This is a genomic window from Saccharothrix sp. NBAS 001 (assembly GCF_056640475.1).
Map to the genome: position 1 here is coordinate 5301328 of NZ_CM153251.1, position 24672 is coordinate 5325999.

The 24672-nt window shown below is 72.0% G+C and carries 23 protein-coding genes; 13 read left to right on the forward strand and 10 right to left on the reverse strand.

The annotated features are described in order from the left end of the window. Positions 1–34: 34 nt before the first annotated feature. Both AC0HI0_RS21910 and AC0HI0_RS21915 read right to left on the reverse strand, forming a co-directional pair. Positions 35–2053, reverse strand: coding sequence for a glycosyltransferase (locus AC0HI0_RS21910; protein WP_480925364.1), 2019 nt, complete (start codon positions 2051–2053; stop codon positions 35–37). Next, complete coding sequence (locus AC0HI0_RS21915) at positions 2050–2670, reverse strand: DUF998 domain-containing protein (protein WP_480925365.1); 621 nt, start codon at positions 2668–2670, stop codon at positions 2050–2052. Before AC0HI0_RS21915 ends, AC0HI0_RS21910 begins: the two co-directional genes overlap by 4 nt. Before the next feature lie 159 nt (positions 2671–2829). On the opposite strand from AC0HI0_RS21915, the gene AC0HI0_RS21920 reads away from it, so the two are divergent. Together AC0HI0_RS21920 and AC0HI0_RS21925 are read left to right on the forward strand one after the other, a co-directional pair. Further along, positions 2830–3762, forward strand: coding sequence for an ABC transporter ATP-binding protein (locus AC0HI0_RS21920; protein ID WP_480925366.1), 933 nt, complete (start codon positions 2830–2832; stop codon positions 3760–3762). Positions 3763–3815: 53 nt separating this feature from the next. Beyond that, positions 3816–4535 (forward strand): ABC transporter permease, encoded by a 720-nt coding sequence (locus tag AC0HI0_RS21925; RefSeq protein WP_480934357.1) that lies wholly within the window; start codon positions 3816–3818, stop codon positions 4533–4535. 4 nt (positions 4536–4539) lie between these two features. Here AC0HI0_RS21925 and AC0HI0_RS21930 read toward each other — a convergent pair whose 3' ends face one another. After that, complete coding sequence (locus tag AC0HI0_RS21930; RefSeq protein ID WP_480925367.1) at positions 4540–5115, reverse strand: hypothetical protein; 576 nt, start codon at positions 5113–5115, stop codon at positions 4540–4542. Between the two features lie 217 nt (positions 5116–5332). Here AC0HI0_RS21930 and AC0HI0_RS21935 point away from each other — a divergent pair, with 217 nt between their 5' ends. Beyond that, complete coding sequence (locus AC0HI0_RS21935; RefSeq protein ID WP_480925368.1) at positions 5333–6274, forward strand: COX15/CtaA family protein; 942 nt, start codon at positions 5333–5335, stop codon at positions 6272–6274. Here the strand turns inward: AC0HI0_RS21935 and AC0HI0_RS21940 are convergent. From AC0HI0_RS21940 to AC0HI0_RS21955, 4 genes are read right to left on the reverse strand one after another with little or no spacing between them, the layout of a single operon-like run. After that, positions 6211–6675, reverse strand: coding sequence for a GbsR/MarR family transcriptional regulator (locus tag AC0HI0_RS21940; protein ID WP_480925369.1), 465 nt, complete (start codon positions 6673–6675; stop codon positions 6211–6213). The two genes, AC0HI0_RS21935 and AC0HI0_RS21940, sit on opposite strands and share 64 nt — an antisense overlap. A 47-nt stretch (positions 6676–6722) precedes the next feature. Further along, positions 6723–7214 carry a DUF742 domain-containing protein gene (locus AC0HI0_RS21945; protein WP_480925370.1) on the reverse strand — a complete coding sequence of 164 codons (492 nt, stop codon included), beginning with the start codon at positions 7212–7214 and terminating at the stop codon, positions 6723–6725. 7 nt (positions 7215–7221) lie between these two features. Next, positions 7222–7665 carry a roadblock/LC7 domain-containing protein gene (locus AC0HI0_RS21950; protein ID WP_015103605.1) on the reverse strand — a complete coding sequence of 148 codons (444 nt, stop codon included), beginning with the start codon at positions 7663–7665 and terminating at the stop codon, positions 7222–7224. Then, on the reverse strand, positions 7662–10286 hold the full coding sequence (locus AC0HI0_RS21955) for a sensor histidine kinase (protein WP_480925371.1): 2625 nt from the start codon (positions 10284–10286) through the stop codon (positions 7662–7664). Before AC0HI0_RS21955 ends, AC0HI0_RS21950 begins: the two co-directional genes overlap by 4 nt. Positions 10287–10633: 347 nt before the next feature. Between AC0HI0_RS21955 and AC0HI0_RS21960 the strand changes: the two genes are divergently transcribed. Together AC0HI0_RS21960 and AC0HI0_RS21965 are read left to right on the forward strand one after the other, a co-directional pair. Further along, positions 10634–11041, forward strand: a complete 408-nt coding sequence (locus tag AC0HI0_RS21960) for a DUF485 domain-containing protein (RefSeq protein WP_480925372.1) — start codon at positions 10634–10636, stop codon at positions 11039–11041. Beyond that, positions 11038–12615: a solute symporter family protein gene (locus tag AC0HI0_RS21965; protein WP_480925373.1), complete on the forward strand. Its 1578-nt coding sequence runs from the start codon at positions 11038–11040 to the stop codon at positions 12613–12615. The genes AC0HI0_RS21960 and AC0HI0_RS21965 overlap by 4 nt, the downstream gene beginning before the upstream one ends. Positions 12616–12800: 185 nt before the next feature. Here AC0HI0_RS21965 and AC0HI0_RS21970 read toward each other — a convergent pair whose 3' ends face one another. Beyond that, positions 12801–13655 (reverse strand): ATP-grasp domain-containing protein, encoded by an 855-nt coding sequence (locus AC0HI0_RS21970; RefSeq protein ID WP_480925374.1) that lies wholly within the window; start codon positions 13653–13655, stop codon positions 12801–12803. A gap of 1086 nt (positions 13656–14741) precedes the next feature. Further along, positions 14742–15044 carry a hypothetical protein gene (locus AC0HI0_RS21975; RefSeq protein ID WP_480925375.1) on the reverse strand — a complete coding sequence of 101 codons (303 nt, stop codon included), beginning with the start codon at positions 15042–15044 and terminating at the stop codon, positions 14742–14744. Positions 15045–15081: 37 nt separating this feature from the next. Here AC0HI0_RS21975 and AC0HI0_RS21980 point away from each other — a divergent pair, with 37 nt between their 5' ends. Beyond that, the gene (locus tag AC0HI0_RS21980) at positions 15082–16704 is read left to right on the forward strand and encodes a DUF885 domain-containing protein (protein ID WP_480925376.1); all 1623 of its coding nucleotides are present in this window, start codon (positions 15082–15084) and stop codon (positions 16702–16704) included. Between the two features lie 103 nt (positions 16705–16807). Then, positions 16808–17779 carry a quinone oxidoreductase family protein gene (locus tag AC0HI0_RS21985; RefSeq protein ID WP_480925377.1) on the forward strand — a complete coding sequence of 324 codons (972 nt, stop codon included), beginning with the start codon at positions 16808–16810 and terminating at the stop codon, positions 17777–17779. Positions 17780–17869: 90 nt separating this feature from the next. Here AC0HI0_RS21985 and AC0HI0_RS21990 read toward each other — a convergent pair whose 3' ends face one another. Beyond that, positions 17870–18454: an FKBP-type peptidyl-prolyl cis-trans isomerase gene (locus AC0HI0_RS21990; protein ID WP_480925378.1), complete on the reverse strand. Its 585-nt coding sequence runs from the start codon at positions 18452–18454 to the stop codon at positions 17870–17872. 222 nt (positions 18455–18676) lie between these two features. Between AC0HI0_RS21990 and AC0HI0_RS21995 the strand changes: the two genes are divergently transcribed. From AC0HI0_RS21995 to AC0HI0_RS22020, 6 genes are all read left to right on the forward strand, one after another. Continuing rightward, on the forward strand, positions 18677–19684 hold the full coding sequence (locus AC0HI0_RS21995; RefSeq protein WP_480925379.1) for a hypothetical protein: 1008 nt from the start codon (positions 18677–18679) through the stop codon (positions 19682–19684). 63 nt (positions 19685–19747) lie between these two features. Further along, positions 19748–20338, forward strand: coding sequence for a hypothetical protein (locus AC0HI0_RS22000; RefSeq protein ID WP_480925380.1), 591 nt, complete (start codon positions 19748–19750; stop codon positions 20336–20338). A 50-nt stretch (positions 20339–20388) separates the two neighbouring features. Continuing rightward, positions 20389–21042 carry an HD family phosphohydrolase gene (locus AC0HI0_RS22005; RefSeq protein ID WP_480925381.1) on the forward strand — a complete coding sequence of 218 codons (654 nt, stop codon included), beginning with the start codon at positions 20389–20391 and terminating at the stop codon, positions 21040–21042. Positions 21043–21191: 149 nt separating this feature from the next. Further along, positions 21192–21779: a sigma-70 family RNA polymerase sigma factor gene (locus tag AC0HI0_RS22010; RefSeq protein ID WP_480925382.1), complete on the forward strand. Its 588-nt coding sequence runs from the start codon at positions 21192–21194 to the stop codon at positions 21777–21779. Between the two features lie 57 nt (positions 21780–21836). Beyond that, positions 21837–23324: a hypothetical protein gene (locus tag AC0HI0_RS22015; protein WP_480925383.1), complete on the forward strand. Its 1488-nt coding sequence runs from the start codon at positions 21837–21839 to the stop codon at positions 23322–23324. Next, positions 23321–24643 (forward strand): pentapeptide repeat-containing protein, encoded by a 1323-nt coding sequence (locus tag AC0HI0_RS22020; RefSeq protein WP_480925384.1) that lies wholly within the window; start codon positions 23321–23323, stop codon positions 24641–24643. Before AC0HI0_RS22015 ends, AC0HI0_RS22020 begins: the two co-directional genes overlap by 4 nt. The last annotated feature ends 29 nt before the right edge of the window (positions 24644–24672 follow it).

Consider the following 24672-nt stretch of genomic DNA (forward strand, 5'->3'; position numbering starts at 1 on the left):
GGCGGCGTGCCGTCCCCCGTCAGGCGCGGGCCGATCAGGCGACCAGGGCCGGGCGGACCGCCACCGGCACGCCCATCGCCTGCGCGTAGAGCCCCTCGAACTTCTCCAGCGTCGACTCGATCGCGTGCGCCCCGATCAGCTCCAGGCTCGCCGCGCCCATCCGCGCCGTCACCGACGGGTCGGAGACCACCGAGTGCAGGCGGTCGGCCAGACCCGCCACGTCGCCGGGCGTGAACAGCCAGCCGTTGCGGCCCTGCCGGCACAGGTGCGGCAGCGCCATCGCGTCCGCCACCACCACCGGCTTGCCCGCCGCCATGGCCTCCATCGTCGCCAGGCTCTGCAACTCCGCGATGCCCGGCATGCAGAACAGGTCCGCGCCGGTGTAGGCGTCCAGCAGCTCCTCCTCGCCCACGAAACCCCGGAACCGCACCCGGTCGGCGATGCCGAGGTCGCGGGCCAGCAGCTCCCACTCCGCGCGGCACGAGCCGTCGCCCACGATGTCGGCGTGCAGGCGGGGCACCAGGGCCACCGCGCGCAGCAGCTCGTCGACCCGCTTCTCCTCGTCCAGCCGGCCCACGAACAGCACCGTCGGACCGTCGTTGGTGCGCACCGCCGGGCGCAGCCGGTAGCGGTCGATGTCGATGCCGCAGGACACCGCGACCGCGCGCGGCGGGAAACCGTTGTCGTGCAGCAACTGCACCGCGCGCGGGGTCGGCGCGGTCACCACGTCCGCCACGCCGAACACCCGGCCCAGGTCGCGCCACGCCCACCGGGACGCCATGCCCTGCAACCACTGCGGGCAGCGGGCGTGGCCGAACAGGTTCTCCGGCATGAAGTGGTTGGTGGCCACGGTGGGGATGCCCAGCTCCGCGGCCTGCCGCAGCACGTACCGGCCGACCACGAAGTGCGCCTGGACGTGCACCAGGTCCGGCTTCAGCTCCGTGAGCAGCTCCCGCACGTCCTTGCGCACCTGCCACGGCAGACCGATCCGGAACGTGCGGTGGAACGGCGTCCGGTGCGACCGCAGGCGGTGGACCGTGATGCCGTCCACGTGCTCGGTGCGGGCCTTGCCGACCGGGTCGACCGCGATCACGTGCACATCGTGGTCCCGTCCCGCGAGGCCGGTGGCCAGGCGGTGGGCGAACCGAGCCGCGCCGTTGACGTCCGGCGGGAACGTCTCAGCGGCGATCACGATCCGCATGGCGCGTCCGTCGTACACAGTGGTCTCCGATCTCATAGGTGCAGGAGGGTTCTGCTTGCGGGCCAGCGCGACCACACCGCCGATGGCGACGGCGGCGCAGGCGAGTTCGGCCAGGGCGACGAGCCCGCTGGTCCGGGTGGCCTCACCGAGCAGCCCCGCGCCGATGCCGACGGCGACGAGCGGGTCCACCACGGTCAGGCAGGCCACCGCCAGGTGCGGCGGCCCACTGGCATAGGCGTGCTGGATGAACCAGCCGCCGACGAGCAGGGAGACGGCGATACCCGCCGCCGAGAGTCCGGTCGTCAAGTCGACCTGCCCCAGCTGGACGTCCTGGGACACCGAGCGCATGAGCACCGACACGTAGCCGTACGCGACACCGCCCGCGGCGCCGAAACCCAGCCCCCGCAGCACGGGCTTGGTCGACAGCACGCCCAGCAGCACCGGCGCGGCGATGATGCCGAGCACCAGCAGGCCGGCGGTCAGCTCCGCCTCCGGCACGACCGGGGTGGCCGTGGCGCTGCCCGCCGCCAGGAACACGAACGCGCCCACGCCGAACGTGGTCCACGCCACCGCGGGCAGCTCGCGCCGCCGGCCGTCGAGCACCGCCGTGATGCCGATCGCCAGCACCCCCACCGGCTGCACGACGCTCAGCGGGGCCATGCCCAGCGCCACCGCGTGCAGCCCGGAACCCGCCACCAGCAGCACCAGACCGGCCAGCCAGCGCGGCCGGCGCAGCAGGTCCAGCACCCGCAGCGCGCCCTCGGTGGCGTGCACCGCGTCGTGCTGGAACCGGGCGGCGAACGCGAAGAACACCGCGCCCGCCACCGCGAGCAGGACCGCGAGCCACGTCACGACCGCACCTCCCGCCGGGCGACCGCGGCGGCCAGCGCGAACAGCAGGCCGTAGAGCAGGGCGAACAGCAACCGCTCGAAAAGGCCGAGCAGCACCGCCCCCTGATAGGTCAGCGTCACGTGACTGACCATGAATGCCACCGAAGTGATCCCGGAGGCGACCGAAAAACGACGCACAGTAGTACTGGAAATGAACCGGCGGGAAATCAACCACCCGGCCAGCGGCAGGCTCGCGAACATCACCGCGCCCGCGTACCGGTGCACCGCGCCGGAGAACGACGTCGGCGTGCCGGTCGGGTCGGTCGGGAACACCGCGGCCACGGTCAACCCCGCCGCCCACAGCGCCATCAGCACCGCCACCGGCCCCCGCCTGGGCAAACCCCGCCGCACCAGGACGGCCAGCAGCGCCACCGAGGCCGCGGCCAGGGACAACGCGGTGATCGCCAGCAGCCCGCTGCCGTTGGCGACGAAGATGTAATCGCTGATCGTGTGGCTGATCGGGCTAAGCTGGCCGACCGACGCCACGTGCAGGTAAACAATCGGGAACAGCGACAGGACAAGGCCCGCAACAGCCAGCGGCAGCACCGCCGCCCGTCTTTTCCCCCGGATCTCCGCCACACCGGAATCTTCGCGGGAAAACCTCGTCCGGAACTATCCGGATTGCCCCCGAGGTGACCCTGAGGCGACCCCGACCACCCGGGTGGGGCCAGCCCCACCACCAGGTGGCGCCCACCCCACCACCGGGACCGCCCGGGACACGCCTTAGGCTCTGCCGTCGTGAGCCCGCACCCCCAGCACCCTGCCGTGGAAGTGTCGGGGCTGGTCAAGCGATACGGCTCCGTCGTCGCGGTGAACGGACTCGACCTCACCCTCGACCGCGGCGCCGTGCTGGCGCTGCTCGGCCCCAACGGAGCCGGCAAGACCACCACCGTCGAAGTGTGCGAGGGGTTCCGCAAAGCCGACGGCGGCCAGGTCCGCGTGCTCGGCCTGGACCCCCGCTCGCCCGAGCTGCGCCCGCGCGTCGGCGTCATGCCGCAGGGCGGCGGCGGCTACCCCGGCGTCCGCGCCGACGAGATGCTCCGCCTGGTCGCCGCGTGCGCCGCGAACCCGCTCGATCCCGCGTGGCTGCTGGAGATCCTCGGCCTGGCCGGCGTCGGCCGCACCCCGTACAAGCGCCTGTCCGGTGGCCAGCAGCAGCGGCTCTCCCTGGCCTGCGCCCTGGTCGGCCGGCCGGAACTGGTGTTCCTGGACGAACCCACCGCCGGCATGGACCCCCAGGCCCGGCGGCTGGTGTGGGACCTCGTCGCCGCGCTGCGCGCCGACGGCGTCAGCGTCCTGCTCACCACCCACCTCATGGACGAGGCCGAAGCCCTCGCCGACCACGTCGTGATCGTCGACGCGGGCCGCGTGGTCGCCGCCGGCACCCCGGCCGAACTCACCGCCCGCACCTCCGAGGACCAGCAGCTGCGCTTCCGCGCCCGCCCCGGCCTCGACCTCACCCTGCTCACCGGGGCGCTGCCCGAAGGGCTGCGGGTGCGCGAAGCCGGCCGCGGCGGGTACCTCGTCGAAGGCCACATCGACCCGCAGGTCGTGTCCACCGTGACGTCCTGGTGCGCCCAGCAGGGCGTGCTGGCCGAGGAGCTGACCGTGGCCAAACGCAGCCTGGAGGACGTGTTCCTCGACCTGACCGGACGGGAGCTGCGGTCGTGACCTTCACCCCCGGCACCTTCACCCCCGCACCCGGTCGCGGCCCGCTCCCCCGCATGCTGCTCACCCAGGCCCGCACCGAAGCCGTGCTGACCCTGCGCAACGGCGAGCAGGTCCTGCTCACCGTCCTCATCCCGGTGGCGCTGCTCATCGCGCTCGCCACGATGTCGGTCATCCCGATGCCCGACCCCCGGGTCGGCTCCGCCGTCGCCCGGATCCTCGCCCTCGCGGTGATCTCCTCGGCCTTCACCGGACAGGCCATCGCCCTCGGCTTCGACCGGCGCTACGGCGTCCTCAAACGGCTCGCCGCCACCGCGCTGCCCCGCTGGCTGCTCGTCGGCGGGCGCATCGCCGCAGCCCTCGCCGTCGTCGCCGTGCAGGTCGTGATCCTCGTCGTCACCGCGCTGCTGCTCGGCTGGGAAGTGCCCTCCGCCGGCGGCATCCTGTGGGTGGTCGTGCTGCTCGTGCTCGGCACCCTGTCCTTCGGCGCGCTCGGCGTGCTGCTCGGCGGCGCGCTGCGCGCGGAGATCGTGCTCGCGCTGGCCAACATCGTGTGGTTCGTGCTGCTGCTCATCGGCGGCGTCGCGCTCGGCGTCGACAGCCTGCCCGGCTGGCTGGCCACCGCGGTCGAACTGCTCCCCTCGGCGGCCCTCGCCGAGGGCCTGCACACCGCCGTCGTGGACGGCGGTGCGCCGGGCCTGCGGCAGGTGCTGGTGCTGCTCGGCTGGGGCGTCGCCGCCGCCGCGCTCGCCACCCGCACCACCAAGCTGAGCTGACCGGCTACGGGGCGACGCAGGCGAACAGGTCCGGGTAGACCTCCAACGTCCGCGTGCCGACCCCGAAGACCCGCCCCTCACCGCCGCTCACCACGCAGAAGTAGTAGATCGGCTCGGTGTCCGGCACCACCGGCTGCGCCAGGTACAGCTCGCTGAACGGCTCGGTGACCCCGCTGCCGCGCAACGCGGCCAGCGCCTTGTCCTCGATCATGGTGAACGGGTCCACCACCTCGATCCCCACCCTCGGCTCCCAGATCACGGTCTGCTCGTACTCGCCGTCGACGCCGTAGATGTAGCTGAAACCCCCGGTCGGGCGGCTCGCCTCGGTGAAGTTCAACGCCCACCGCCGGATGCTGCCCACCCCCTGGACCGGCGGGTGGTCCAGGTCCGCCTCCGCGCCGAAGAACCGCGCGTCCGGGAACTTCTGCGCGGCCTTCGCCTTGGCCGCCTCGACGATCCTGGGCAGACCCACCCCGGTCCGCGTGCCGTCCACCCCGTCCGCCGCGGCCGTCCCGGTCGCGGTGAGCAGGCTCGCGGCGAGCGCCAAGGCCCCGATCAGTGCGCTGGTGCGCGGTGTCATCCGTCATCTCCTCGCAGATCACCCGTGCCGCGGACCGGGGTGCCGGACGCACCCGCGCGGTGCCCGCACCTCCCGATGCAACCCGGACTCCGGCCGCCCCGCCCGGCCCGCCGGCCGGCTTCACACCACCGGGGCGGCCGCTCACCCCCACCGGTGACGCGGCACCCGCCAGACCCGGCGGGAACCTCTCAGCGAGAGGTACCTACCATCGGTAGCCGTGCCCCACTGGTTGACCGCATTCCTGCTCAAGTTCCAGCGCGTGTTCGCCATCGCGGTGGTGATCGCGGAGGCGGGGATCGCGGTGACCGGGTCGGTGGTGCGGGTCACCGGGTCCGGGCTCGGCTGCCCGACCTGGCCCGAGTGCGTGTCCGGCAGCCTGATCCCGGTCGCGCACCCCGAGGTCGAGCCGCTCAACCAGTGGGTCGAGTTCGGCAACCGCACGCTCACCGGCGTCGTCGGGATCATCGCCGTGCTGTGCGTGCTCGCCGCGTGGGTCGACCGGCCGCGCCGGCGGCGGGTGCTGACGCTCGCGCTGGTCCAGCTCGGCGGCGTCGCCCTCCAGGCCGCCATCGGCGGGTCGCTGGTGCTCACCGGGCTGCTGTGGTGGACGGTCAGCATCCACATGCTGGTGTCCATGGTGCTCACCTGGGCCGCCGTGCTGCTGGTGGCGTCACTGCGCGAGGGCGACGGGCCCGCCGTGCCGCTGGTGTCCCGGAACGTGATGCGGCTGCAGGTCGTGCAGGCCACCGTGCTCGGGCTGCTGATGCTCGCCGGCACGTTCGTCACCGCCGCCGGGCCGCACGCCGGCGACGCGGCCACCCCCCGCCTGCAACTGCCCGTGCCGGGACTCGCCCAGATCCACGCCGACCTGCTGTTCCTGTTCCTCGGCATGCTGATCGCGCTGGGTTTCACGCTCGGCCGCCACGCCCGGGGCGCCTACCTGGTCCTCATCGGCGCGGTCCTCGCCCAGGGCGCGATCGGCATGGTCCAGTACTGGACCGGCGTGCCCGAGGTGCTGGTCTCGGTGCACGTGCTGGGCGCGGGCGCGGTCGTGATCGCCACGGCGAACCTGTGGACCGCGACCCGCGTGCGCCCTCACCTGGACGACGAGGGCCTGCGCTCCCAGACCGCGGGCAGCTCCGTCGCCAGCCACGTGTAGAGGTCGTCGACGGCCCGCAGCCGCTGCGCCCGCTCCGGGTCGCCGCTCATCAGCCGCATCCCTGACTCGGTCAGCTCGCGCACGCTGGTCAGCGCGTCCAGCTTGCGCTGCACCAGGTCGGCCCACTTCTTCTCGTTGATCCGGTACTGCGCGGCCTGCCGGCCCCGCCGCGTCCGCTTGGTCACCAGACCTTCGTTCACCAGGAACTTCATGTTCGTGGAGATCGAGCCGCTGGACGCCTCCAGCTCCTGGGACAGCTCCGCCGCGGTCCGCTCACTGGGTTGGCACACCAGCAGGTAGCCGAGGATCCGGCCGCCGATCAGCGGGATGCCCTCCTCGGCGAAGTGCGCCGCGAACCGCTCGATCCACGCCGACAACCGCGTCTCACGCCCGACACCCACGCTGACCAACCCCCTGCTTCGGTCGACACTGAAGCCATCGTAGGCAGTCAGAGGCGGCGGAGGCCGGCCAACACGCGCTCCATCAGCCCGAGATCGGGTTCTTCGGCGGACGCGGTGCCGTGCACGTCGATCAGCCCGCGCTCGGCCATGTCGCCCAGCAGCACCTTCGCCACCCCCAGCGGCAACCGCAGCAGCGCCGCGACCTCGGCCACCGAGCACGGCGCGCCCACCAGGTTGAGCACCTCCTGGTACTCCGACTTCAGCGCGCCCGGGAAGTCCCAGTCGACCACCGACACCAGGGTCTCGATCTCCAACTGGTGCGACGACGTGGTGCGCCCCCCGGTCCACGAGTAGGCGCGCACGCTGGACGCGGCCTCCTCGCGCGGGAAGTCCGGGTCGTCCTGGAACACCGGGTGCGGCCTGGTCGGCCGCTCCACCGGGTCCGGCTCCTCGGCGCGCGGGGCCGCCCGCCGCCCGCTCAGGCTGAACCCGTTGAGAAGGTCGGCGAACGACGCGTCCGGTACCTCGTCCTGGCTCATGACCACCTCACGCCGAAGGGCGGGCCATCATCCGCTTCACACCGTGCAGCTCCGCGCGCAGCTCGGGGGTCAGGAGCTGGCCGACTTGGTCCACCACGACGGTCATCTCGTAGGCCACCTGGCCGACGTCGGCGTCCGGCGCGGCCAGCACCGCCAGGCACGAACCGTCCCGGATCGACATCAGCAGCATGATGCCGTACTGCATCTCGATCACCGAGCGCAGCACGCCGCCGCCGTCGAAGCACCGCGCGGCCGACTCGGTCAGGCTCGCGACCCCGGCGGCGATCGCGGACAGCTGCTCCGCCCGGTCGTCGGGCAGGCCGCTGGACGCGGTGAGCAGCAGCCCGTCCACGGAGATCACCACGGCGTGGGCGACGCCCGGCACGCGTTCGGCGAAGTTGCTCACCAGCCAGCCGAACTGGTCGATCTGCCGTGACCTCTGCCCGCTCATGTCGTTCTCTCCCGCCCCGTTCGGTTCTCACCGGAGTCGTGCACACCTTGCCTGACCCCGGTCTGGTAGCTCGCCAGGAACCCGCGTGTCGCGTTCGGATCCCTTCGGACCGGTGCCGCCGCGTCGGGGGCGACCGGCCGTTCGGCGGCCAGATTCGAGCGCGGACGCCTCTTCGGCAGCCCCGCTGAGTTCTCCTGCACCGGCGGATCCCCCTGTCCGGGCACCTCCACGTGCCCGGAGTGTTCAACGCCGTCGGGGCGCGGTGGTTCCCCGTTCCCGTTCGGGACCCGGGAGCCGCCGAACCACGTCGAGCCCGGTCGGGGCGCGACGGGCGCGACCGGTGGTGCGGGAGTCGCCGTGCCGGATGCGGAGGCCGGCACGGGTTTGGTGAACAACGCCCCGGCCTTGGGCGGTGTCGTGGGGGTGACCGTGGTGCCGAAGGCCGTGGGGCCGGTCGGCGCGGGTTCGGCGGTGCGGCCCCGGAAGGACGCCCACTTCTCGTCCCTCGGCGTGCCGTTGGTCGCGGCCGGCGCGGGTGCGGCGTGCTTGGGCGCGCCCGGCTTGGCCGCCGCGGGCCGGCCCGCGGCGGACTGGAGCGCACCGGACGGGAGCGCACCGGACTGGAGCGCACCGGACTGGGCCCCGGCGGGCTGGAGCGGGCCGGGAGAGGTCGGGCGGGCGGTCGTCGGCTTCACCGCGCGGACCAGTTCGGCGGGCAGCGCCACGACCGCGCGCACGCCCTCGCCCTGCTCGCGCAGCGCGACCTGGATGCCGTGCCGCCCGGCCAGCCGGCCCACCACGTACAGGCCGAGCTGGCGGGACACCGGCAGGTCGCCCGCCTCCTCGTCGGCCGCCGCCCGCGCGATCTTCGCGTTGGCCTCGGCCAAGTCCTCCTCGGACATGCCGACGCCGACGTCCACGATGTCGACCAGGACGCCGCCGCCGGGCCGCCCGCGCCCACCGACCACGACCTGGGTGCGCGGCGGCGAGAACGTGGTCGCGTTGTCCATCAGCTCGGCGACCAGCCGGACCACGTCGCCCGCCGCGTAGCCGACCACCTCGACGGCCGGCGTGGCCTGCACGACGACCCGCTGGTACTGCTCGATCTCGGAGGCGGAGGCGCGCAGCACGTCGCCCAGCGCCACCGGGCGGGTGAACCGGCGGGCCATGTCGCTGCCGGAGAGCACCATCAGGTTCTCGTTGTTGCGGCGCATCCGGGTCGCCAGGTTGTCCAGCTTGAACAGGCCGGAGAGCTGCTCGGGCTGCTCCTCCCGGCGTTCCAGCTCCTCCATCAGCCGCAGCTGCCGCTCCACCAGGCTCTGGCTGCGGCGGGACAGGTTGATGAACGCGTTGCGCATGCCGGTGCGCAGCTCGGACTGCTCGGTGGCCGAGCTGACCGCCTGCCGGTGCACCGCGTCGAACGCGCGCGCCAGCTGGCCGAACTCCTCGCGGGTGTGCACCGGCACCGGGTCGATCACGACGTCCGGCGCGGCGTCCTCGCGCAGCTGGGCGACCAGCGTCGGCAGCCGGTGCTGCGCCACGTCCAGCGCGGCGACCCGCAGGGCGCGCAGCGAGCGGAGCAGGTAGCTGCCCACCACGAAGCCGACCGCGACGGCGGCGAACAGCGACGCCAGCAGGATCGCCGACGCCAGGCCCGCGCGGTCGCTGGTCTCGTCCTGGAGCCGCGCCGCGGACGCCTTGAGCTGGTCCTCCAGGGTGCGCAGCACGCGGTCGTACTGCTTGGCGGTGACCGTCGAGCCGTCGTCCCACGCCTTGGGGTCGATCCGGCGCAGCCCCTCCGGGTCGACCCGGACCTGCTGGAGCAGGGAGTTGCGGGCGTCCACGGACTCGCCGGAGACGGCGGACCGGAAGTCCGCCTGCTGCTGCGGGGTGGCGACCGCGTTGAAGTCGGCGATCTTGTCCTGCTGGCGGGTCCAGGACTGCTCCAGCATGTTCCGCTCGGTCTCCGGCAGCACGCCCGTGCGCGTGCCGGACAGGACCGTCGCGTGCTGCCACGAGATCTGCTCGGCCGCCATCGCCAGGTTGTGCAGCGCGTTCGCGGTGCCGGCCAGCGCCGGGTCGCCGAAGTCGCCGACCATCGCCTGGTCGAAGTCCAGCAGCGCGCGCAGCACGACGGTGTAGCCGCCGATCGCGCCGGACTGGTCGATGGTCCGGGCCAGCACCCGGTCGCGCAGCTGCGGCAGGCCGTCGAGCTGCACGTTGACGTCGTCGAACCGGGCGGTGGCGACCTCGCCGAGCGAGGGGGCGGTGCGCTCCAGCAGGTTGCGCACACCGGCCGCCGCGGCGTCGGTGTTGCGCAGGAGTTCCTTGAACCGCCGCTGTTCCACGCTGGTCGCCTCGACACCCCGGGCGGACACCGCGCGCTCGGCCTGGATGTTGGCGATCAGCGGGTCGAGGCCGGCACGCAGGGTCACCATCCGCTGCGCGGCCGAGTACCCGTCCGCGGCCCGCACGTAGCCGCGGATCTGCACCGTGCCCGCGCCGATGGCGACGATCACCGGCACCGCCAGCACGGCGGCGAGCTTGACCGGCAGGCGCCAGTTCCGCCAGTCCGCGACAGCGCCCCACCACGGCCAGCGCGCGCTGTTGTCGCCAGTCACCACACAAGTCCCGGGAGTTCGAGTAGTTGATCCGCCACGCAATTCGACGCCTGCGCCAAGGCACGCCGGCGGCGGATGCTGATGGGCGATAGTAGGTCGTGATCGAGGCCGGGACAACGACCTCGCAGCATGTGCTCATCCGTTCGGATCAGACACGCACAGTGAAGTTAACGCTGAAACCCGCGCTGGGCGGCCTGACCGCACGGGAGTTGAGCAGCCGTAACGGTTGCGCGGCGGCCCGGCGTGATGCAATCGGCCGTTGACTGAGAGCACTTCGTGATTAGGCTGATCGCTCACCGAGCCGCGCGATCCCAGCGGTGGAGAAGGCAAAACACCGTGGAGGATTGATGACGAAGGCGATCCTGCCCCCGGGCGAGTCCAGACGGGCGCGCGGTTTCGCGACGTTCGAGGAGCCACCGCCGCCGCTGCTGGTGGACGCGGCCGGCCGGCCCGACTTCGCGGCGATCCGCGACACCGACGAGTTCCGCGAACTCAAGCGGCGCACCAAGGTGTTCGTGCTGCCCGCCGTGCTCGGCTTCCTCGTCTGGTACCTCGGTTACGTGGTGCTGTCGGCGTTCGCGCCGGACTTCATGGGCACCAAGGTGGCGGGCGAGGTCAACGCGGGCATGGTGTTCGGCCTGCTCCAGTTCGTCTCCACGCTCGCGCTCACGGTGGCCTACGCCCGCTACGCCCGGCGGCGGATCGACCCCCAGGTCGCGCAGGTCCGGGCGCTGACCGCGGAGGAGCGGCGGTGACCGGCGCCAACACCGCGCTCAACCTCGGCGTGTTCGCGATCTTCGTGGTGATCACGCTGTTCGTGGTCTACCGGGTGGGGTCGCGCAACGCCAGCGCGTCGGACTACTACGCCGCCGGCAGCAGCTTCACCGGGCCGCAGAACGGGGTCGCGCTGTCCGGCGACTTCCTGTCCGCGGCGTCGTTCCTGGGCATCACCGGCAGCATCGCGGTCAACGGGTACGACGGGTTCCTGTACTCGATCGGCTGGGTGGTCTCCTGGCTGCTCGGCCTGATGATCATCGCGGAGCGGCTGCGCAACACCGGGCGGTTCACCCTCGGCGACGTGCTCGCGTTCCGGATGCGCCAGCGCCCGGTGCGGGCCGCCTCGGCGTACGTCACGCTGGTGATCTCGCTGTTCTACATGATCGCGCAGATGGCGGGCGCGGGCGCGCTGATCGCGCTGCTGCTGGACGTGCACACGCAGGCCGGGCAGGCGATCGTGATCGCGGTCGTCGGCGTGGTGATGGTGATGTACGTGCTCGTCGGCGGGATGAAGGGCACCACGTGGGTGCAGATCATCAAGGCCGTGCTGCTGATCCTGTGCGTGACCCTGATGACCGTGTTCGTGCTGGGCAAGTTCGGGTTCAGCCTGTCGTCGATCATGGAGGCGGCGACCCGCAACAGTTCACTCGGGCCGGAGGTGCTGGAGCCCGGCGTCCGGTACGGCGGATCGGCGTTGGCGGGCCTGGACTTCGTGTCGCTGGCGCTGGCGCTGGTGCTCGGGACCGCGTCGCTGCCGCACGTGCTGATGCGGTTCTACACGGTGCCCAACGCGCGTGAGGCGCGGCGCTCGGTGGTGTGGGCGACGTGGGTGATGGGCGTGTTCTACCTGTGCACGCTGGTGATCGGGTACGGGTCGCTGGCGCTGGTCGGGTCGGAGACGATCAAGAACGCGCCGGGCGGCGAGAACTCCGCCGCGCCGCTGCTGGCGTTCCGGATCGGTGGCGTGGTGCTGCTGGGGATCGTGTGCGCGGTCGCGTTCGCGACGATCCTGGCGGTGGTGGCCGGGTTGACGTTGACGGCTTCCGCGTCGTTCGCGCACGACGTGTACGCGAACGTGATCAAGCGCGGGCAGGCCGACCCGAAGTCGGAGGTGCGGGTCGCGCGGCTGACCGCGGTGGCGGTCGGGGTGCTGGCGATCGGCGGCGGCATCGCGGCCAACGGGCAGAACGTGGCGTTCCTGGTGGGGTTGGCGTTCGCGCTGGCAGCGTCGGCGAACCTGTCGACGATCATCTACTCGATGTTCTGGAAGCGGTTCAACACCAACGGGACGCTGTGGGCGATCTACGGCGGGCTCGGGGCGTGCGTGGTGCTGATCGCGTTCTCGCCGGCGGTGTCGGGGGCGAAGACGTCGGTGTTCCCGGACGTGGACTTCGCGTTCTTCCCGCTGGGCAACCCGGGCCTGGCCTCGATCCCGTTCTCGTTCCTGTGCGGGTGGCTGGGGACCCTGCTCAGCCGGGAGAAGGCCGACCCGGACAAGCAGGCCGAGATGGAGGTCCGCTCGCTGACCGGTATCGGTTCAGGACTCCGGTAGACCCGCCGACACGGCCCAGCCGTTCCGCTCTGCGTCGCGGCTTGGCATCGCGGCTTGGCGCGGCGGCGCGGCCCGGCCAGGGCGGGCTCGGCCTCCGACCGCCAGAACCGGTCGGCGTGGTTCCGGCGGTCGTTCCCCAGAACAGCGGGCGTTCGGTGGGAATCCGACCGGGTTTCCGCGTCGGGTCAGCGCGCGGCGAAGGCGGCGCGCACCGCCGAGGCGAACCGCATCGGCGCGCCGGCGTCGGTCTGGCGGATGCCCAGGGACGGCTCCACGAGTTCGAGTTCCAGCAGCAGCGGCGCGCCGTCGTGCCCGGCGACCAGGTCGACGCGGGCGTAGAGGAGATCGGCGCGACGCAGGCCGAGCAGGCGGGTGGCGGCGTCGAGGACGTCCTCGGCGACCCGGCGCTGGACGGCGGTCGGTGACGCGCCGGAGAGCCGTTCGACGATGTAGAGGCCCGATTCGTCGTACTCGGCGTCCGGGTGGAGCATCGCCCCCTTGGTGAAGGCGTGCGAGTACTGCCCGCCGAAGAAGACCAGCGCCGTCTCCCCCGCCGAGTCCACGGCCGACTGGTAAGGCTGGACGAGCGCCGCGACCCCCAACGCGTCGAGGTGCGCCGACGCGGCGGAGTAGTCGCCGTCCGCGACCCGCAGCGCACCGCGCGACCCCGCGCCGACGGTCGGCTTGATCACGAACTCGCCATCGGGGCAGTCCGAGAACCCCGGTGCCACAACACGTGTGGGCACCACGGGAACCCCGGCGGCGGCGAGGTCGACCAGATAGGACTTGTCGGTGTTCCACGGCACGACCGCGGCCGGGTTCGCCAGCGCGGGCACGGACGAGCACCAGGAGAGGAACTCCCCCAGCCGCTCGGTGTAGTCCCAAGTGGACCGCAGGATCACCAGATCGGCGGACTCCCCGGACCCCCACACCGACCACCCTGCGGACACCCCGACCTCGGCCAGGGCGTCGATCAACGCGGCGTCATCGCCATCGCCGGCGGGCAGGGAAGCACAAGTCGCAAAAAGAACCTTCACCACCGCAGCCTAGACAAACCTGCGGCCGAACAGTCCCCTCGAACACGTCGAACGCGACACCGCACGCGAAGCGATGAACGCCGAACGACGAACACGTAGCCGAACCGGACGACGAACGCCGAACAAGCGACGACCGCCGAAACAGCGGCCACGCGACGGACGAGCGATGGACAGCGGCCAAACGACGACGCAGGACGCCGTGCGCCGCACGACGAGCACCGGACGACGCCCGACGAGCGCCGCACGGCGGACGGCGGACGGCGGCCGGAACAGCGAACCGGACGCGAACTCAACAGCGGACGGGACCGCACAGCGAACGAGCCCAAAACGGAACGAGCCCAAAACGACGAGACGCGAGAGCGCAGCGGCCCGGCTGACGAATCCAGGCTGGACGGACTCGAACACCACGCGGGCCACATGACACCGGCAGCTCCGAGACAAACACGCGCCGGGCCGGGCCGGGCCAAGCGAAACAGGCGCACCGGGCCCACCGAAACACGCGCCGCACCGGGCCAGGCGAAACACGCGCCGCGCCGAGCGAACCATCCCCAGGCCGGACGAATCATCCCTGGCGAGCCGCGCAGGCACCACACAGGCCGCTCACCACACGGGCCGCTTTGGGCGAGCGAGCCCGTTCCGGCACCATGCTCTGGGCGAGCCTGTTCCGGCACCACGAGAGCTATCCGGACAGACCGCGTCCAGCCGTCCCGCTCCAGCCGGACAGGCGCTCCAGCCCTGCCGCACCGGCTCGGCATCGAGCCGCACCCCGCGCCACGGGGTCCCGGCCCGCACCGCATGTCCCGCCAGCGTGTCCAGGTCCGCACCGCGCGACCCGCCCGCACCGCACGACCCATACCGCACGACCCGCCCGCACCACCCGGACCGCGTCATGTCCGCACTGGGTCGGGGGTCGGGCGGGGCTCAGGGCGTGGCGGGGCACAGGGCGGGCCGGGGCCTTGTCACGGTTGTTCCGCCAGGCGCCGCCACCTTGTTCTGGCAACGAAATGTGATCGGGATTAGTGCCCGGGTCTCGGCACTTTCGCCCTATCGAGTGATCAAATTCGATTAAAGCTGCGAGGAAACCGCAGGTCAGCGGCCTGCCATCTTGCGGCGGCGGGCTGGGCCGATCTTCACGGCGGCGGTTGTTTCCCGGTCCCACTCGTGGGCGTCCAGGTCGGACACCTGGGCCACGACGGCCTCGGCCGCCTCCACGGTCGGCAGGACCACGTCGCCCATCGCGCCGTCCTCGCCCACCAGCACCACGCGCGCGCCCGCTCGGCCGATGTTCTCGACCACCGCTCGCGCGGGCTTGCCGTGGGCCGCCACGAAGGCTTCCGCCGTTTTGACCGCCGCGCCGATCTTCCTGTCCCCAGCCTTCTTGTCCTCAGCCACACCGCCAGACTAGAACCTGCGGGTAACTTCCGTGCACGTGACCGAAACCACGACACTCCCCCGGCTGGTCGACGACTTCCTCTCCTGGCAGTTCGACCGGCTCCCGGGCGCCGCCGCGACGCTCGGCTCCCTCGCCCACGACCACACCCTCGGCGAGTTCAGCGCCGACTTCTTCGCGGGCTACGACCGCGAGGCCGCCGGCTGGCTGGAGCGGTTCGAGCGGGCCGATACCGACGACCTCGACGATTCCGTCGACCGCGACCTGGTGATCTCCGTCCTGCGCGGACACCTCGCCAAGGCGTCCTGGCCGGCCTGGCGGCGCGACCCCACCACCTACACCTCCGCGGTGTTCTTCCCGCTGTTCTCCGCGTTCCTCAACCGGCTGCGGCCGGAGCACGAGCTGGTCGACAGCGTGCTCGCGCGGCTGGCCGAGGTCCCGTCGGTGCTCGCGGCGTGCCAGGCAAACCTCGACCCCGACCTGGCGTCGCCGCGGATCGTGGCGCGGGCCGCGGCGCAGGCCCGGACGGGGCGCGCGTTCGTCACCCGGACGTTGCCGGGCGAGGTGGTCGACCCGGGGTTGCGGGCGAAGGTCGCGGAGGCCGCGGAGCCCGCCGCGGCGGCGTTCGACCGGCTCGCGGCGTTCCTGGACTCGTTCGGGACGAGTGCGCGGGGCGACTGGCGGATGGGCGAGCAGCTCTACTCGACGCTGCTGCGCGACCAGGAGGTGCTCGGTTACGGGGCGGCCGAGCTGCACGAGCGCGGCAAGGTCGCCTACGCCGAGTTGGAGGCCGAGATCCGGGCGCTGGCCGGCACCGACGACTGGCACTCGGTGATGCTCTCCCTCCAGGACGACCACCCGCCGACGCCGGAGGCGATGCGGGCCGAGTACGAGGCGGAGACGCGCCGGGCGCGGGCGTTCCTGGTCGAGCACGGGCTGGTGACGCTGGCCGACGGCGAGGAGTGCCGGGTGGTGCCGTCGCCTGCGTTCCAGCGGCCGATCCTGAGCGTCGCGTCCTACATGTCGCCGCCGCCGCTGACGTCGGCGCGGGTGGGGCACTTCTTCGTGCCGTGGCCGCCGGAGGAGTTCACCGCCGAGCAGGTCGAGCAGCGGTTGCGGACGAACTCGCGCGCGCAGTTGGCGACGATCGCGGTGCACGAGGCGTACCCGGGCCACCACTGGCACCTGTCGTGGCTGGCCACGCAGAACCGGCCGGTGCGCAAGGTGCTGCGCACGCCGTACTTCTCCGAGGGGTGGGCGTTGTACTCGGAGAAGCTGTTCAAGGAGCACGGCTACTACAGCGCGGAGACGGTCGGCGACGCCGCCAAGGCGCGTGCCCAGGAGCTGGCGTACGTGGAGGCACGGCTGTTCCGCGCGGCGCGGATGATCGTGGACACCGCGCTGCACTGCGGTGACATGGACGTCGCGGAGGCCGAGGAGTTCATGACGACGAAGGCGTCGTTGACGCCGAGCACGGCGGAGGGCGAGGTCAGCCGGTACTGCGCGTGGCCGACGCAGGCCCCGTCGTACCTGACCGGCGCGTTGGAGATCGAGCGGATCCGGGAGGAGTTCACCGGTACGCAGCGCGAGTTCCACGACAAGCTGGCCGGGTCGGGTTCGCTGCCGCTGGGGCTGGCCCGTCGGGTCGCGCTGGGACGGTGAGCGGTGCCGCCGGGCCGGGTTCCGGATGCCGGGACGCGGAACAGGCGGGCACGCGGCAGAGTTGGCCAGTAGCGGAAACCCGATGTGTGCGGAAGGACGGGACATGCCCAAGGCAGTGGTGGTGCGCGCGACCGGCGGGCCCGAGGTGTTGGAGTTCGGCGAGGTCGACGCGAAGTCGGCGGGCCCGGGGCAGCTCCTGGTCGACGTGGCGGCGGCGGGCGTGAACTACATCGACACCTACCACCGCGAGGGCCGGTACCCGTTGCCGCTGCCGTTCGGGATCGGGCTGGAGGGGTCGGGCCGGGTGGCGGCGGTGGGTCCGGAGGTGTCCGGGTTCGCGGTCGGCGACCGGGTGGCGTGGTCGTCGTCGCTGGGCAGCTACGCGGAGCAGGCGCTGGTCTCGGCGTCGGACGCGGTGCCGGTGCCCGACGGTGTGGACGACGACGTCGCGGGCGCGCTGCTGTTGCAGGGCCTCACCGCGCACTACCTGGTCGCGTCGACCTACCCGGTGCAGAGCGGCGACACGGTGCTGGTGCACGCCGCAGCGGGCGGGGTGGGGCTGCTGCTGGTGCAGTTGGCCAAGGCGCGGGGCGCGCGGGTGGTCGGCACGGTGTCGACCGAGGCCAAGGAGGCGCTGGCGCGCGCGGCGGGCGCGGACGAGGTGATCCGCTACGACCAGGTGGAGTTCGCGCCGGTGGTGCGGGAGCTGACCGGCGGCGAGGGTGTGGCCGCGGTGTACGACGGGGTGGGCGCGGCGACGTTCGACGGCAGCCTGGCGAGCCTGCGGCGGCGCGGGTACCTGGTGCTGTTCGGGGCGGCCAGCGGCGCGGTGCCGGCGGTCGACCCGCAGCGGCTCAACCAGGCGGGGTCGGTGTACCTGACGCGTCCGTCGCTGGGTGCGTACACGGCGACGCGCGAGGAGTTGGAGTGGCGGGCGGGCGAGCTGTTCGCGGCGGTCGCGGACGGGTCGTTGGACATCCGGATCGGTGGGCGTTATGCGCTCGCGGACGCGCGTAAGGCGCACGAGGACCTGGAGGGTCGCCGTACGACGGGCAAGCTGCTGCTCGTGCCGTGATCGGGCGGCTCGTGCGGTCGTGATGTGCGGAGGGGCCCCGGCGGTGTGCCGGGGCCCCTCGTCGTCTCGCGGTGCGGTCGGGCTCCGGGCTCAGCCCTCGACCTTGACGGCGTCGATGACGAAGATCAGCGTCTCGCCGGGCTGGATGGTGCCCCGGCCCTGCGGGTAGCCCTTGTCGGACGGCACGACCAGCAGCCGCCGGCCGCCTTCCTTGAGGCCGATCAGGCCCTCGTTCCAGCCCTGGATGACCGACGCCTGGCCGATGTTCTTGAGCGGGAGCGGGGCGCCGCTGTCCCAGGACGCCTCGCGGGTCTTGCGGTCGCGGAAGGTGGCCAGCACGTAGTGCAGCTCGGCGTTGGAGCCCGCCTTGATCTCCGGGCCGGTGCCCTCGGTGAGGTCCTTGACCAGCAGGCCGTCCTGCGGCTTGCAGCCGGTGGGCACGGTGATGGTCGGCTTCGCGCCGGGCTCGCCGGTCACCTGGTACTGGGTGACCTCGCACGGCGGGCCGCTCGGCTCAGGCAGCTTCTCGGCCTGCGCCTCGGAGGTGGCGGGCGCGGTCGCGGACGGGGTGTTGGTCTTGGTGGACGGCCGGTCGCTCGCGGTGCACGCGGACAGCGCCAAGCCGGCGGACAGCAGGGAGACGAGGACCAGGGCCGTACGGCCGACAGTACGCATGGTTGCGGAGCTTATGGGGCGGCCCCGGACGCCGTACGTCCAGGCCCACCGCGGGCGCAACGCCGGTCACGGTGCGCTGCCGAACCGCCGGAAATGTATCCGCAAATGTGCCACTAATTACCGCTTCCGCAGTTCGACACCCAAGCGTACAGTAACTCCGCGCAGTTGATCGGATACCGATGGCATTCGACCTTTCGGGTGCCCGCCAAGGAGGTGAACATCGTGTCCGCGGAGCCTCGGGGCGAACGCGGCAACCTGTTGCAGGAATTGTTCTGGACCAGGACCGGCCTGCTTCTGCTCCTCCTCGTGGTGATCTCCGGAACGAGTCTGGCCATTTCGAGTGGAATGGATCCGGGGACCGCGCGGAACTTCCTCACGTCGGTCGGCACGGGCACCATGATCTCCGCGGTGGTCGGATTCACGCAGACGCTGATCACCAGTTCCGCGGCGCAGCGCGCGCTGATCACCCCGGTGGTCGAGGAGAGCCGCAAGGCGCTGCACGACCTGACCGCCGAGTACCGGGCGCTGGACCGGGAGTTCTTCCCGAGCAACGTGTTCGAGCCCACCGCGCGGCCGGACCCGGCGTTCAACCAGCTCATGATGCAGGACCTGGAGCGGACCCGGCTGTACGGGTTCCGCGGCTTCGCGGGCCGGTACGCGGCCTGCCGGTTGCTGCTCGCGCAGTCGGAGTGCGAGCTGCGGGCCGTCCTGGCCGACCCGCGCGACGCCGACGCGATCAGCGGCCGGGCCCGCTACCTGCTGCGCCACGAGGGTGCCGAGGGCGACTACGACACCATCGTGGACCGGTTGCGCGAGCAGATCTCGGTCGGCCTGGCCGGCCTGTTCCTGGCTCGCAGCAGGTGTTCCCGAATCGACCTGACGATCGTCCCGGACCCGCCGCTGGACCGGCTGGAGCTGTTCGACGACAGCGCCTGGCTCAGCCTCTACAGCAACACCAGCGCCGGCGTGGTCCGGCTCTACCCGCGCACGCTCCGCTTCTCCGAAGGGTCGTTCCTGTACGGCATGGAACGCGCGGAGTTCTTGCGCATCAGCAATTCCAAGGCAGGACTGCACGTCGTCATCACGCCGGGCAGCACCCGGGCCGACTTCCGCGTGCTGTTCGAGAAGATCACCGACGTGCCGCTGTCCGAAGAACGTTTCCGGGCGCTGGAGGACAAGTTCCACCGGTTCCGCCGGGAATTCTCCGCCTCCGCTCAGTTGGGGAGCTGATAAGTCGTGTTGACCGAGTCTGCCGGGTCCTCCGCCCTCGCGGAGCTCGCCACGATCATCTCCGTGGCCGACCCCCCTGTCGTCGACCACTGGGAGCACGTGCGCGGCCGGTTCCGGGAGTGGGCCTCGGGCCCGGACCTCCGGAACCGGCTGCGCGCGCACCTGCGCCGGCTCACCCCGCAGGAGGAAATGCGGGTGGTCGCGAAATCGCGGGAGACCACGACGCATTTCGCGTGGTGCCTGCGCGACGAGCCGGCCGAGCCGTTCACCTTCTGGCTGCACGAGTACAAACCGCAGCAGGACTGGCGGCAGGGTTACGCCGATTCCATCCACAACCACCGCTACCACTTCAGCACGATCCTCCTCGCGGGCTCCTACCTGCACGAACGCTTCAGCGCGCGGCTGGCGGCGGACGGCCGGTCCATCGAGGACACCGCGCTGCTGCGCAGCACCCAGGCGCTGGAGGGCGATTCCGGGACGATGTTGGCGCACGAATTCCACCGCATCCCGAAAGCGGCGGACGACACGTTGACGTTCCTGGTGAAAAGCCGCGCGGTCACCCCGTGGAGCCTGTCGTACGACCCGGACACCCGGACCAGCCACCGGCACGTCCCGGTCGAGTCCCGGTTGGAGGAACTGACCAACACGCTCTAAGGATCACCGGGCCGCCTTACCATCGCCCCACCCGGCACGGGAGGGGTCCAATGAGCACGGTCTCGGTACCGACGATCACGGCGCAGGCGGTCTCCGAAGTGGAGCGCGAGGTGTGGCGGCTGTGCCGCACCCTGGCCGCGAAACTCCAGTTCCACGGCTGGCACCACGTCAGCTTCGTGCGGGACAAGGCGGTCGGCTTCGCCCGGCGCAACGGCGCGGACGTGGCGCTGGTCGAGGTCGCCGCCCTGGTGCACGACGTGAACTACATGGTCCGGAAGAACTCGCTGCCCGTGGACGGGCGGCGGCTGCGACTGTCCATCCTGGCCGACGCGGGCGTGCCCGCCGCTGCGGCGGCGAGGGTGGACGAGGTCGTGGAGGAGGCCGAGATGCGGACCCGGCACCGGCACATCTCGCTGGAGGCGCAGGCGCTGTCGGACGCGGACACGCTGTTCAAGGCCCTGCCGGTGACCCCGGTGGTGCTCGCGCCCAAGTACCTGGAGGAGAACGGCATCACGCTGCGCGAACTGGCGCACAAGATCGTCGGCGAGCAGCAGGCCAAGCAGGACGACGGCTACTACTTCTACGACCCGGAGGCGGCGGCCACGTACTCGCGGTGGGCGACGGCGAACCTGGAACTCTGGCAGTGCATCGTTGAATCGTTGAACGATCCTACGGTTGACCGCCTACTTGCCGACGTCTCATGACCGTTTTGGTCACCCTCCAAACCTGATCTCGCCCAAGTTGGTCCGAAAGTCACCCGAAATTACTCCACATGCCCGCGTAAGGCTTACCGAGAGTGCGCGTCCCCCCGTCGAAGCCGCGGTGGGCGCCGCGGCGGGGGTGGAGGTGCGTGGTGTTCGCGGATGACAGGACGGTTCCGTTAAGGGAGACGGTCACTCCCGAGATCGTGACGCAGGCCGTGGCAGGCGCGCGGGACGCCGTGGACCGGTTGCTCAGGGCGGTCCGGCCGGCCGTCCTGCGCTACTGCCGCGCGCGCCTGGGCGGGTCGCTGACCTCGCCCGACGACGTCGCCCAGGAGGTGTGCATGGCCGTTCTGCAAGCGCTCCCGCGCTACCGCGACCAGGGCCGGCCGTTCCTGGCGTTCGTCTATGGGATCGCCGCCCACAAGGTCGCCGACGCCCACCGGTACGGCGCGCGCAACCGGATCGACCCGGTGGCGGACGTGCCGGACGGGCCGGTGGCCGAGGCGGGGCCGGAGCTGATCCTGCTGCGCGGCGAGCTGTCCGAGGAGATGTCGCGGCTGCTCGACGTCCTGCCGCCCAAGCAGCGCGAGATCCTGCTGCTGCGGATCGTGGTGGGGCTGTCGGCCGAGGAGACGGCGGAGGCGGTCGAGTCGACGCCGGGAGCGGTGCGCGTCGCCCAGCACCGCGCGCTCACCCGGCTGCGCAAGGTGATCGCGGAGCACCTGGTGACCCGCTAGCGGGGGTGCGCGGCCCGGGCCGGTCGGGCGCACGACGCCGTGCGCCATCATGGTCCGGTGACCGAGCCCGACTTACGCGACCGACTGGGTTCCGCAGCGGCGGCGGATCTTCTCGGGCTGACGAAGGCGGCCTTCTGGTACCGCTACGCGAAGCGCGCGATGGCGGAGTCCGACGGTCGTGAGGACGGTGCTCCGTACTGGTTCCCGGACACCCTCCACAAGTGGGCGGGCCGCAGCGGTGAACTGCGGTTCCGCCGGAGGTCGCCGGTGCGGTACTGGCCGGCCGCGTCCGCGCGGGCCCGGTACCTCGGGGCCGTCGAGGAACCCGACTACGTCGCCCAGTCGTGGAAAACGGAGTCCGGTGTCATCGCGGTCGTGTGGCCGTTGCGCCTGCGCCGCCCCCGGGCCGAGGAGGTGGCGCAGCGGCTGCCGCAGGCGGACGCGCTGATCCGGGTCGCCTCCGACTTCGGCCGGGACGGACCGGCTCTGGGCACGGCCCAGCCGGGTGCGCGGGACGTCGCGTGGTCGGATTTCCTGGTGCGCTGGAACGACCTGAGCCGCGTGCTGGGCCTCCCCGCGCCGTATTGGCCCCTCGAACTCCGGGTCGCCGACCTCATCCTGGAATGGCGGCCGGGAAACCGCCCCGTGGTCTATCCCGCCACACCGCCGGTGGACGTCACACCGCTGCTCGTCCTCGACCTCGCGCTGCCCGCCGACAGCGCGGCGCACACCGCCGTCCGCTGGTTGGCCTCGGTGTTCCAGTACGGGGCGATGGTGGGCGCGAACGACCAAGTGGACCTGTTGCGCCGGCTCCAGCGGGCCCGGAAGTCCGACCTGGCGCGGACCACCGCGATCGCGGCGCGCCCGACCGCCTTCCCCGAACCGGGGAACCTCACCGACACGGTGCTCTCGGCCGGTTGGTCGGAAATCATGAAGCGCACCGATCGGCTGGCTGCGCAATGCGTCACGCTCGCGTCGGCGTATGACGGGGGAAAGCACTTCACGCACGCCGGTGTCGCGCACGTCGACCCGATGACCCGCTACGGCGCGGAGTGGGCGAAACGCCTGCGCGCGCCCGCCGAACGAGCCGCGATCTACGAAAGCCTCTCCAGCAGGATCGACGCCGTCCTGTTCGACCCGGTGAGCGAGGCTCCGGTGGTCCGCGAGCCGGACGGACGGCTGGTCGTGGCGGTGCCACAGCGGTTGACCGACGCGGGCGGCCGGCTGAGCCAGGTGGTGCTGGACGAACCGATCTGGATCCGGACCGAGGACGGAACTCTGCAGCCTGCCCCGCTGCACCACTACTACGGCATTTCCTGGGGGTACAGCGGCAGCGGGCCGGGAGCGTTGGCGCTGCTCATCCACCGGCTGCTCGACGACATCGCCGCTCCCGCCGCCGACAGCGCCGGCGGCGCACCGCCGGGCCTGGACGAGCTGACCGAACTGTCCTGGCCGAGGGAAACCGTGCTGTCCCGCGAACTGCTCGAAGCCGCACGGTCGGGGCGGCCGTACAAGCGGCCGGTGCGCAAGGACGACGTCGAATGATCCTGGTGAACGCGATCGGGCGGCTCGCCGCCGTTTCGGGTGTCGCCCTCGGTGCCTGGCTCACCCGCGCCCACTGGCTTCCCGCAGGTGCTTGGCTGCTCGACAGGTGGCCGGCGGCGGTGGCGATCGCACTCGTGCTCGGCGGCTGCGCGGCCGGTTTCCGCCGCCCGGCCCGCGACCCGGCCGGAAACCGGGACGAAATGCGCTCGCTGTCCACGCGCGGCATCACCCTGGGCGCGTTGTTGCTGCTGTTCGTCGCGGCCGTCACAGGCGCGGTCCTGATGACGACTTTCGGCGGCGGATCGCCCGCCGTGCAATTGGACGCGATACGCACGGCGGGCACCATCGTGGTCGGCACGGGCGGCGCGGCGGCGCTCCTGCTCGCGGCACGCCGACAGCGCGCCACCGAACTCACGCTGGCCCACCAGCGGATCACCTCGGAGCAGTCTGAGCACGACGCCGTCGAACGCCGGATCACCGATCTCTACACCAAGGCCGTGGAGCAACTGGGCTCCGACAAGGCACCGGTCCGGCTGGGCGGCCTGTACGCGCTCGACCGCCTGGGCGGCAACTCCGAAGATCAGCGGGAAACGATTCTCAACGTGATCTGCGCCTACCTGCGGATGCCGCTCCCCGGCGAACCGAAACGGGTGGTCGAGAGCGGTTCGGCGGAAGCGCACGACAAGTACGAGGAACGGACCCGGGAGGTGCTCCAGGAACGCCAGGTCCGGCTGACCGCGCAGCGCATCCTGCTCCGGCACCGCCGTCCCGGGGGTTCCGAATGGTGGGGGGCGACCGCGATCGACCTGCGGGGAGCCGACCTCGGCGGCGCGGACCTGACCGGGGCCGACCTGGTCGGTGCCGACTTGTCCGACGCGTCCCTGGTGGGAGCCGACCTGAGCGGCGCGGACCTGACCGGCGCGACGCTCTCGCGGGCGGCGGTGGCCGGGGCGTCGTTGGAGGGCGCGGTCCTGCGCGGCGCGGCGCTGGACCGGGTCGACCTGTCGAAGATGGACCTGACCGGCGCGGACCTGGTGGCGGCCCGGCTCACCGGGGCGGTCCTGGCCGACGCGGACCTGCGCAAGGCCGACCTGACGCGCGCAGACCTGAGCGGCGCGGACCTGACCGGGGCCGACCTGTCCTTCGCGCTGCTGGTCGAGGCGACCCTGACCGGCGCGGACCTGACCGGCGCGAACCTCACCTCGGCCGTGCTGACGCGCACCAGCCTGGCCGGCGTCACGACGACGGGCACGATCCTCGTGACCGAGCTGACCGGAAGCCAGCTCGACGAGATCACCGGACCGGTGGCCGAGGACTAGGCAACCGACCCGTGCGGCGGGCGATCCGG

What these genes read in the sequence shown, in the direction of transcription:
- AC0HI0_RS21925 (WP_480934357.1), top strand. Translation starts at nt 3,816, where the DNA reads ATGCTGCTCACCCAGGCCCGCACCGAAGCCGTGCTGACCCTGCGCAAC.
- AC0HI0_RS21930 (WP_480925367.1), bottom strand. Translation starts at nt 5,115, where the DNA reads ATGACACCGCGCACCAGCGCACTGATCGGGGCCTTGGCGCTCGCCGCG.
- AC0HI0_RS21945 (WP_480925370.1), bottom strand. Translation starts at nt 7,214, where the DNA reads ATGAGCCAGGACGAGGTACCGGACGCGTCGTTCGCCGACCTTCTCAAC.
- AC0HI0_RS21950 (WP_015103605.1), bottom strand. Translation starts at nt 7,665, where the DNA reads ATGAGCGGGCAGAGGTCACGGCAGATCGACCAGTTCGGCTGGCTGGTG.
- AC0HI0_RS21960 (WP_480925372.1), top strand. Translation starts at nt 10,634, where the DNA reads ATGACGAAGGCGATCCTGCCCCCGGGCGAGTCCAGACGGGCGCGCGGT.
- AC0HI0_RS21985 (WP_480925377.1), top strand. Translation starts at nt 16,808, where the DNA reads ATGCCCAAGGCAGTGGTGGTGCGCGCGACCGGCGGGCCCGAGGTGTTG.
- AC0HI0_RS21990 (WP_480925378.1), bottom strand. Translation starts at nt 18,454, where the DNA reads ATGCGTACTGTCGGCCGTACGGCCCTGGTCCTCGTCTCCCTGCTGTCC.
- AC0HI0_RS22005 (WP_480925381.1), top strand. Translation starts at nt 20,389, where the DNA reads ATGAGCACGGTCTCGGTACCGACGATCACGGCGCAGGCGGTCTCCGAA.
- AC0HI0_RS22020 (WP_480925384.1), top strand. Translation starts at nt 23,321, where the DNA reads ATGATCCTGGTGAACGCGATCGGGCGGCTCGCCGCCGTTTCGGGTGTC.